Annotated in this window: 10 protein-coding genes and 1 pseudogene; 8 read left to right on the forward strand and 3 right to left on the reverse strand. The window is 68.7% G+C overall.

The window, feature by feature from the left end; genetic code table 11:
• The 5 genes from AB4Y86_RS06020 to AB4Y86_RS06040 form a co-directional block, all read left to right on the forward strand.
• The coding region (locus tag AB4Y86_RS06020) for a carbon starvation CstA family protein (protein WP_441400989.1) at positions 1-606 on the forward strand (606 nt) is incomplete at its 5' end.
• Between the two features lie 11 nt (positions 607-617).
• The gene (locus tag AB4Y86_RS06025; protein WP_441400991.1) at positions 618-809 is read left to right on the forward strand and encodes a YbdD/YjiX family protein; all 192 of its coding nucleotides are present in this window, start codon (positions 618-620) and stop codon (positions 807-809) included.
• Between the two features lie 236 nt (positions 810-1045).
• Positions 1046-1744: a bacterial proteasome activator family protein gene (locus AB4Y86_RS06030; protein ID WP_441400993.1), complete on the forward strand. Its 699-nt coding sequence runs from the start codon at positions 1046-1048 to the stop codon at positions 1742-1744.
• 8 nt (positions 1745-1752) lie between these two features.
• Positions 1753-2208 carry a hypothetical protein gene (locus AB4Y86_RS06035; protein ID WP_441400995.1) on the forward strand — a complete coding sequence of 152 codons (456 nt, stop codon included), beginning with the start codon at positions 1753-1755 and terminating at the stop codon, positions 2206-2208.
• Positions 2209-2291: 83 nt separating this feature from the next.
• Positions 2292-3137, forward strand: coding sequence for an aldo/keto reductase (locus AB4Y86_RS06040; RefSeq protein WP_441400996.1), 846 nt, complete (start codon positions 2292-2294; stop codon positions 3135-3137).
• Between the two features lie 53 nt (positions 3138-3190).
• On the opposite strand, the gene AB4Y86_RS06045 is transcribed toward AB4Y86_RS06040, so the two are convergent.
• Both AB4Y86_RS06045 and AB4Y86_RS06050 read right to left on the reverse strand, forming a co-directional pair.
• Positions 3191-3394, reverse strand: a complete 204-nt coding sequence (locus AB4Y86_RS06045) for a hypothetical protein (protein WP_441400998.1) — start codon at positions 3392-3394, stop codon at positions 3191-3193.
• Positions 3395-3430: 36 nt separating this feature from the next.
• Positions 3431-4378: a hypothetical protein gene (locus AB4Y86_RS06050; RefSeq protein WP_441401000.1), complete on the reverse strand. Its 948-nt coding sequence runs from the start codon at positions 4376-4378 to the stop codon at positions 3431-3433.
• A 70-nt stretch (positions 4379-4448) separates the two neighbouring features.
• Between AB4Y86_RS06050 and AB4Y86_RS06055 the strand changes: the two genes are divergently transcribed.
• Positions 4449-4922 (forward strand): hypothetical protein, encoded by a 474-nt coding sequence (locus tag AB4Y86_RS06055; protein ID WP_441401002.1) that lies wholly within the window; start codon positions 4449-4451, stop codon positions 4920-4922.
• Here AB4Y86_RS06055 and AB4Y86_RS06060 read toward each other — a convergent pair.
• Positions 4882-6120 (reverse strand): MFS transporter, encoded by a 1239-nt coding sequence (locus tag AB4Y86_RS06060; protein WP_441401004.1) that lies wholly within the window; start codon positions 6118-6120, stop codon positions 4882-4884. The genes AB4Y86_RS06055 and AB4Y86_RS06060 overlap by 41 nt on opposite strands.
• 255 nt (positions 6121-6375) lie before the next feature.
• Here AB4Y86_RS06060 and AB4Y86_RS06065 point away from each other — a divergent pair, with 255 nt between their 5' ends.
• The gene (locus AB4Y86_RS06065; protein ID WP_441401006.1) at positions 6376-8097 is read left to right on the forward strand and encodes an MFS transporter; all 1722 of its coding nucleotides are present in this window, start codon (positions 6376-6378) and stop codon (positions 8095-8097) included.
• A gap of 49 nt (positions 8098-8146) precedes the next feature.
• Positions 8147-8845, forward strand: a pseudogene (locus AB4Y86_RS06070) (cytochrome P450); the annotation flags it as partial.

The following is an 8845-nucleotide window of genomic DNA, read 5'->3' on the forward strand; positions in this document are numbered from 1 at the left end:
GCGTGGGGCGCCGTGCTGCTGATGGGCGTCACCGACCCGCTGGGCGGCATCAACACGCTGTTCCCGCTGTTCGGCATCGCCAACCAGCTGCTGGCAGCGATTGCCCTGTCGGTGGTCCTCGCCATCGTCGCCAAGCGCGGCAGCTTCAAGTACCTCTGGATCGTGGCGCTGCCGCTGGCCTTCGCGGCCGTCGTCACCATCACGGCGAGCTTCCACAAGATCTTCTCGCCGGTCCCCGCCGTCGGGTACTTCGCCAACAACGCCGCATTTGCCAAGGCGCTGGCGGACGGCAAGACCTCCTTCGGGACGGCCAAGACGCAGGCCGCGATGGAAGCCGTGGTCCGCAACACGATGATCCAGGGCTGGCTCTCGGTCATCTTCGTGGTGCTGAGCATCATCGTCATCATCACGGCGCTGATCGCCACCGCGAAGGCGTTCCGCAACGCCTCTGCCGGCGTCGTCAACGTGGAATTTGAGGATCCTGCGCAGCCGTCCCGTATTTTCGCACCGGCAGGGCTCATTCCCACCGCGGCGGAACGAGAGCTGGAAGCGGAATGGAAGAAGCTGCCCGCGGACCAGCAGCTCGAACACTCCGCCGGGCACTGAGGGCGGCTGCCATGAAAGCGCTCCTAGCGGGATTCCGGGGATTTGCCGCGTACTTCGGCGGCGTCCTCGGAGCCGATGCCTACAAGAAGTACCTGGAGCATCATCACGCCTCAGGCCATGACGGGCTGCCGATGTCCGAGCGGGCCTTCTGGCGGGACCACTCGGACCGCCAGGATAACAACCCGCAAAGCCGCTGCTGCTAAGCCGCGGTACCGGGGCGGGGCGCTGCCGGGAACACCAGTTCCCGGCGGCGCCCCGCTGCGTTTGCGCCGCGGACCCACAATGGACCCCGCCCAGGGGATGGCTGGCGTCGACGCCGGGACCCGTCTGCAAACCAAATCCCGTGCCCCGGATTGCGGCCGTACCGGACAGTTCGCGGCGGTGCACAGCGGCATCATGCAGACCCGCCCTCCGCGCCCGCGCGTGAGAGTATGAAGCCATGAGCGATCCGATCGATACTCAGTCCGGCGACGGCACACCGAGGGAGGACACTCCGATGGACGGCGCACCGTTCGATCCCGTCTTTACGGCAGCCACGCCGCCCGGCACGCCCGCAAACGGCGCAGCGGCCGGCCGGCTGAGTCCGCCTTCGTCCGATTCCCACGATTCGGCCCCGCGCAGCCGGGCAAGCCACCTCCAGGACCTGGTCGATCAGCCAGCCAAGGTCATGCGGATCGGTACCATGCTGAAGCAGTTGCTGGATGAGGTGAAGTCCGCTCCGCTGGACGACGCGGCCCGTGCGAGGCTGGCCGAAATCCACGAACGCTCGATCAAGGAACTCGAAGACGGGCTGGCGCCCGAACTGGTCCAGGAACTCGAGCGCATCCATCTGCCGTTCCCGGAAGACGGCACGCCCTCGGACGCCGAGTTGCGGATCGCGCAGGCCCAGCTGGTCGGGTGGCTGGAAGGGCTGTTCCACGGCATCCAGGCCGCCATCGCGGCCCAGCACGCCGCCCGCGAGCACGCCGCCGCGCAGCTGCAGCTCCGCCAGTTGCCGCCCGGCACCATGATTGCGCCCGGCGTCATCATCGGCGAAAACGGTGAGCCCCAGCGCGCAGCCGAACCGCAGGCCGGCGCGGATCCCTCGCAGCCCGCCAAACCCGCCGATCCGGACCACGGTCCCGGCCAGTACCTCTAGGACACCGGTTGGGATTTTTCAGCGCCGYGCGGCAGGGACGCAAGGACGACGTCGAACTCGGCAAGGGCCTCTGGCGGCGCGCCCATGACCGTTTCGTCCGGGGCCTGGACCGTTACCACCAGGTGCTCGAAGGTGTGGAGGACGAGGCGTTGTACGCCGAACTGGTGGAAATCGCCAACGAGCTGGCGGTCCTCGCCGGCCGGGTCCGGCAAATTTGCATCGAAGCGCAGCGCCGCTCACCCAGCGACGGTCTGGACATCCCCGGCGCCCTCGCCGGAGTGCACCGTTCACTCTCGACGGCGGGCAACTCGCTGGCCATGACCGCGGAAGCGGCGGCGATGCTGCGCCTCGCCGTCGGGCCGGTGCCGGTGGGCGCGGCGTCGGTGCGGCGCCGCGCGGAGTCCGTCATGGAACACATTGACGACGCCGAACGGCGGCTTGCGGAGACGGCCGAACGGGACTGACGCCCGAATATTCCGGGTTAAGCGCCTAGCTTAGTGGCGCCAAACCACTAGCCTGGCGGGCGGTCGGTTGGCAGGATAAACGGATGACTTCTTCCCCTGAACTGAAATTCAATGACGGCAACACCATCCCGCAGCTCGGCTACGGCGTATGGCAGGTGGCGGACGACGTCGCCGAGAAGGTGGTCGGCCAGGCTTTCGAGGCCGGTTACCGGCACATCGACACTGCGCGGATCTACGGAAACGAAGCAGGCGTGGGCCGCGCGATCGAGGCCTCCGGCCTCAAGCCTGAAGAACTCTTCATCACCACCAAGCTGTGGAACGCCGACCAGGGCTACGAGTCCACGCTCAAAGCTTTCGAGGAATCCATGGAGCGGCTGGGCCTCGAGACCCTGGACCTCTACCTGATCCATTGGATGCAGCCGAAGCAGGACAAGTACGTGGACACCTGGAAGGCGCTGATCGAACTCCAGAAGCAGGGCCGGGTGAAGACGATCGGCGTCTCCAACTTCACCAAGGAGGGCTTGCAGCGCCTGATCGACGAGACCGGCGTCGTGCCGGCCATCCATCAGATCGAGCTGCACCCGTTCTTCGGCCAGGCGGAGCTGCGCGAATTCAACGCCTCCAAGGGCATTCTCACCGAAGCCTGGTCGCCGCTGGGCCAGGGCGGCGAGCTGCTGGACAGCCCGGTCATCGCCCAGATCGCCGCCAAGCACGGTGCAACGCCGGCGCAGGTGGTCATCGCCTGGCACCTCGCGATCGGCAATGTGGTAATTCCCAAGTCGGTCACCGAGTCCCGGATCCGCGAGAACTACGCGGCTCTGGACGTTACCCTCGACGAGACTGACGTGCAGGCCATCAACGGCCTGGACCGCAGCGCCGAGGGTGCCGGGCGCATCGGCGCGGACCCGGCGGTGTCCGACTTCGCCTGAGCCGTCCTGTGATGGGGCCTCCACCGTTGGGTGGGGGCCCTTTCGCGTGGCGGCTAGGCCGCTGCCCGGTTCTGGCGGGGCCGCACTGCATCGATCATGGCCCAGCCGTGTTCGTCCCTGACCTGGCGGCTGGCGAAGCGTTCGGCCTCCGTGGAGTCGTCGAACCCCTCCGTGCGGACCCGGCCGCACTCGGTGTCCAGATAGGTGACTTCCCAGTGCTGGCCTGCTGATTGCTGACGTGCTGACTGCTTTTCCATGGCTTAAGTCTGCAACCGGCCTCTGACACTAAGCGGTCAGCGGTCCGGCGTGTTGCCAAGACGCAGTACCCGTTCGCGGGCGAGGTCTTCCCGGCGGCGGTCCTTGTCCGCGGCCCGGGCGGCCTGCTGCGCGGCGGCGGAGGCGAGGTCGAGGCGCTGGCGGGCCTGCCGCAGCCCGGCCTCGGCACGCGCCAGCTCTTCCCTGAGCCGGCCCTCTTCCTCGGCCAGCGCGGCAGCGTGATCCGCCGCTTCGCTCCGCTCGCCGGCTGCGCGCTCTGCCTCCGCTGCGCTGGAGCTGGCGGCCTCGGAGGCCAGTTGCAGGGCCGCCCTGGCCCGTTCCGTTGCAGAGGGGCTGGGCGCCGGCCGCTCCTGCCGGACAGCCTGCAGCCGCGGCCTGTCGGATGCCAGGGGAGGGCCCGGCGTCGTCCGCCCGGGCGGCGGAGGCATTCCGGGGGCCTCGGGAACGGCGACGGCGCCATCGAGTTCGACGACGTCGACGCCGTCAGCGGAGAGCGCCCGGAGCAGGCGGCCGCTCCGGACCGCAGCGGCCGCGCCCTCGTCGGCGGTGGCAGCACGCAGGGTTTGCTCCACTTCGGCCGCGATCGCGGTGCTGATCGTCCGGCCCTGCTGCTGCGCGACGGAGCGGGCTTCCGCGACCGCACCGGCCAGCACCTTCCGCCGCTCCTGGGTGAGGCTGCGGAGCGTGGCGGCGTCGAGGGCGTCCTGCGCCTGGCGCATGGCCAGTCCCAGCTCGGCCACCGCGCGCAACGTCTCCGGCCGCTGCCAGGCCAGCATGTTGATGGCCCAGGCGCCCACCGAGGGCTTGGGCAGGGACCGGACCTCCGCTGCGCGGGAGCGCAACTCCGGCGTCGCGGGGGTCGCGGCCAGCAACCCCTTGGCCACGGCGGTGCGCCCCGCGACGAATTCGTCGAACGGCAGCGCATAGAGCTGCGCCGCGATGCCCGCCAGCTCACGCAGTGCCATGCAAGAATCATAGAAGCTCCGGCCCCCGAGCCGGGGGCGCGCAGCCCACGTCCACCGTAGGAGAGCCCACGTGATTTTAATAGCCGGACTCCCGGCCCATATCCTTCTGGTCCACGCGGTGGTGGTGCTGGGACCGATTGCCGGCCTCGCGGCCATTGTCTACGCAGTGGCAGCCCGCTGGCGCCGGTACTTGGCCTGGCCGCTGGGCGTTCTGGCTCTGGTGCTGGTCCCGATCTCGGTGGTGACGGCGCAGGCAGGGGAGCAGCTCCAGCAGGCCCGGCCGGCGACGGCGATGATCCAGGCCCATGCCCAGCAGGGGGACGTGCTCAAAATCGTCTCGGTCTTCTTCTTCGTGATTGTCGCCGCGATGATCGTTGCCAGCTACGAACCGATCGGGCGGCGGTTCAGCTTCCTCGGGCGGCTGCGCGAACACCGGGTGGTGCGTCTTGTCTTGCTGGTCGCGGGAGCGTTGATCGGGGCCTTCTTCGTCTACCAGAGCATCATTACCGGGCACTCCGGCGCCTCGTCCGTCTGGAGCCGCTAGCTCGGCGCACGGTCAGGAGCAACAGCACCAGAGCAGCCACCTGCAGGGCGGCGACCACGGTGACCAGCGCGGTCCGCGTGTCGTAGAGGGCGCCATAGAGTGCGCCGCCGGCCAGCGCCCCGACCCCTTCGAACCCGGCAAAGACGCCATAAGCCGTCCCCTGCCTTGCCTCCGGAACGAGGTCCGCAACCAGCGCCTTCACCGTGGAGTCCTGGACCCCGGTGGCAGTTCCCCAGATGGCCACGCCCGCCAGCACCGGGACAATGCCGTCGGACAAGGCGAGCACGGGGACGGCGGCGATCAAGACGGGCAGGGCCAGCAGTACAGCCGGCCCCATCCGGTCGTAGAGCACGCCGCTGCCGAGGGCGCCGACCGCCGCCGCACCCATCGCGCCGGCATAGAGCAGCGGCACGGTTGGCGCCGGAACTGCCGCTGCGGTGGTCAGGTGGTAGGCGATGACGCCGAACGCCACGAGGCCCGCGCTCCAGAACAACGCGCACACGGCAAAGAGCAGGAAGACTCCCGAGAACAACGACGGCGCGCTGCCGGCCGCGCCCTCCGCGCTGGCCGCGCTGGTACCGGCCGCGCTGGTACCGGCCGAAGCGGCCGGCTCGGCCACCCGGCGGCGCAGCCAGGCCAGCAGCACCAGTGCAATCGCGGCAGGGACGGCCAGGACGGCGAACGCCGCCGACAGGACTCCGGTGGCCGCCAGTACCGCAGCGACAATGACCGGTCCCAGCAACGCCCCGGTAAGATCCAGCGACTTGTGCACGGCGAAGCCCCGGCCGCGCCCGACGCGTTTGGCCACGGAGGCCAGCAACACGGTCTTGGCCGGACTCCGCACGGCCTTGCCCACCCGGTCCCCGATGATCAGTACCGACGCGAGCGAAAGCCCGACGGCGCCCGCAGCCGGGGCGAAGGCCAGCAGCGGCACGCACACGGCCGTCAGGGCGTAGCCCACAATCGTGAAGGTCCAGTACTTGCGCGTGCGGTCCGCCCAAGGTCCGAAGATCAGGCGCAAGCCCTGCGCGGCGGCCTCGGCCGCGCCGGTGACGAGCCCGACCAGCAAGGCGGACGCGCCCAGTTGGGCCAGCAGGGGCCCGGCGAGCGGACGGGCGCCGTCGGAGACCAGATCGGTGGCCAGGCTGACCAGCCCGAAGCCGACCACCGTACTCCACGGCTGTACCGGCCGTTCCATTTCCCAAGGTTCGCGGACGCGGCCGGGAATGACAAGAGGAGCCCGGACCCCGCCGGCAGGCACTTCCAGCGTCCCCGATGAGGCCGCCCGAATGTTACCCACATCATAAAATGTATTGACACGATGTAAAGCTTGCGGTCAGACTGTCTCACTAAGGGCCCTGCCAATCTTGTGGTCCGCACGGCATTAGAAGACAAATGGGTCGGTCCATCGCGCAGTACCCGAGAATCGACCGGAAACAAAGGAGTTTCATCGATGAGTCAGACCATCACGGTGTCGAACAAGGGCTCGGTACGAGCGACGTTCGTGGCCGCCTACAGCGCGGTGACACTCGCGCAGATCACCAACGCCCTCCCGGGCGCGCTCACCGGCACGTTCGCCGCGGAATTCCACACCTCGGGCGCGGGCCTGACCTGGATTGCGGGCATGTTCCTGATGGGCATCGTGGTGTTCGAGCTCAGCTGGGGCCTCCTGGGTGACCTGTTGGGACGCAAGAAGCTGCTGTACGCCGGAGCGGGGTTGAGCGTCGTGGGCTCCGTCMTGGYTGCGCTGGCGCCGACAACCGAGATGATGATCKYCGCCCAGGCSGTCGGCGGCATYGSGGCRGGCATCCTCTTCCCCATCTCGCTGTCCATGATTGCTGCGATCACCCCGGACCACCGGCAGCGCGCCCGGGTCATTGCTACCTGGGCCGGATTCCTCTCGCTCGGCGCGGTCATCTCGCCTGTCCTCGCCGGGCTCACCGCGCAGTTATTCACGGTGCCGGGCGCCGGGCCCGGTGCGCCGAACGTGTTCAGCGGCTGGCGGGTGGCCTACCTTGTGGCGGCGGCGATCGCCGTCGTCGTCCTGATCGTGGCGCTCCGGGCGAAGGACTCCGCTGCGTCCCAGGGACGCAAGCTCGACCTGCCGGGCCAGTTCGCCCTCGCCCTCGGGCTGATCGCGGTGCTTTTCGCGACCGTCCAGGCTGTCGATGCGGGCTTCGGCTCGTGGGAGGTCCTTGCCGGCTATGTCGTCGGCGGCATCCTCCTGGTCACCTTCGTCGTCATCGAAATGCGCACCAAACAGCCGCTCATCCACCTGTCCCTGTTCAAGAACAGCGCCTACTCGATCACCGGAATCGTCGCGGTCACCGGCATGTTCGCCTTCCTCGCCATCTGCTTCAGCACCAGCGTCTCCGTCGGCGGTCTGGCACTGGCCGAGACCTGGAAGGTCGGCGTGCTGTTCGTCTTCATCCAGGGCCCCGCGTTCGCCTTCATCCCGGTGGTGGGCTGGCTCATCCACCACGTCGCGCCGCGCTGGGTGCTGACCTCGGGCTTCGCCCTCATGGCAATCTCCGGCTTTTGGCTCTCGACGTTTTCCCTGGGCACGCCGGAGTCCTTCGGCGGTACCCCGTGGACGGCATTCGTTCCGCCGCTGCTGCTGCTGGGCATCGGATTCGCGCTCACCGTCGGCTCGGTCACTGCGGTGGCGATCAATACCGTCCCGGCCCAGCACATCGGCATGGCCTCCGCGACGACAAACCTTCTGCGGGACCTTGGCTTCGCGCTCGGCCCGGTCGTAGGCTCGGCCATCGCGTTCGGCGTCGGCGCCTCGCTCTTCGCGGGCCCGCTCGGCGGGATCCTCGGCGGTGCGGGACTGCCCGCCAACGCCGTCGCCGGTCTCTCCCAGGTGCCGCCGCTGGGATTCCTCTCCGGCTGGGAGGGTGTGATCGCGCAGTTCAGCGGCCAGGCAGCGGCCGGCGGAGCTCCCGCCCAGGCCGTCAACGGCATGGTCCAGGCTCTCACCGCCGCGCAGCAGCAGATCCAGGGCGCGGCGGGCGCTTCCCTCGGCCAGGGTTTCCAAACGGTGTACCTCGTCGCCGGCATCGCGGCGACGATCTCCGCCATCCTTACCCTCTTCATCTCAGCCCGCTCCTCGGCGCCCACCGCGGACGCCGTCGCGGAAACCACCGAGGCTAACGCCGAAGCCGCCGTCTGACCGACGGCCTGCACTTTAACGACCACCACCGATCCGCAAGGAGAGCACCATGGCTGCACCCACCGAATCAGCTATCGATATCTGGGACGACAACGTCCTCGTCGACCCCTACCCCACCTACGCTGCACTCCGCGAGCAGGGCGCAGTAGTGCACCTGCCCAAGAACGACGTATACGTCCTGACGCGCTACGACGTCATCCGCGACGCCCTCGGTGATCCGGCGACGTTCTCGTCCACCAGCATCGGCTTCAACCCCATGGTGAACGAGGCGCTGCAGGGCACCTCGCTTGCTTCCGACCCGCCGGTGCACACCCAGCTGCGCGCGACGCTGTCCCAGAACCTCACCCCCCGAGCCCTCCGCGGCCTGAAGGTCGTCATCGACGAAAAGGCTGACAAGCTCGTTGCCGAGCTCGCAGACAGCGGCAGCTTTGAGGCCATCGATTCCCTGGCGCGCGCCTTCCCGATCGAAATCGTTGCCGACCTCATCGGGTTCCAAGGGCATGTGAAGGACAACATGCTGCGCTGGGGGCAGGCCGCGATGCAGGTGCTTGGCCCGCTGAACCGGCGCACCCAGGAGAACTTCCCGATTGCCGGCGAGCTCTACGGCTGGTGCTCGTCGGTCACCGCCGAGGACCTCACCCCCGGCTCCATCGGTCGCGGAATCTTCGACGCCGAGACCCGTGGCGAGATTCCCGAGGGAACGGCCGGGCACATCATCCACCAGTACCTCGGCGCCCGGCCGTTCCCT

This window comes from Arthrobacter sp. 2YAF22_2, from assembly GCF_052114645.1.
Classification (GTDB): Bacteria; Actinomycetota; Actinomycetes; order Actinomycetales; family Micrococcaceae; genus Arthrobacter.

Bases quoted from the DNA above. Each gene is read 5' to 3' on its own strand.
- AB4Y86_RS06040 (WP_441400996.1), top strand. From the start codon at position 2,292: ATGACTTCTTCCCCTGAACTGAAATTCAATGACGGCAACACCATCCCG.
- AB4Y86_RS06030 (WP_441400993.1), top strand. From the start codon at position 1,046: ATGAGCGATCCGATCGATACTCAGTCCGGCGACGGCACACCGAGGGAG.
- AB4Y86_RS06060 (WP_441401004.1), bottom strand. From the start codon at position 6,120: ATGGAACGGCCGGTACAGCCGTGGAGTACGGTGGTCGGCTTCGGGCTG.
- AB4Y86_RS06025 (WP_441400991.1), top strand. From the start codon at position 618: ATGAAAGCGCTCCTAGCGGGATTCCGGGGATTTGCCGCGTACTTCGGC.
- AB4Y86_RS06045 (WP_441400998.1), bottom strand. From the start codon at position 3,394: ATGGAAAAGCAGTCAGCACGTCAGCAATCAGCAGGCCAGCACTGGGAA.
- AB4Y86_RS06050 (WP_441401000.1), bottom strand. From the start codon at position 4,378: ATGGCACTGCGTGAGCTGGCGGGCATCGCGGCGCAGCTCTATGCGCTG.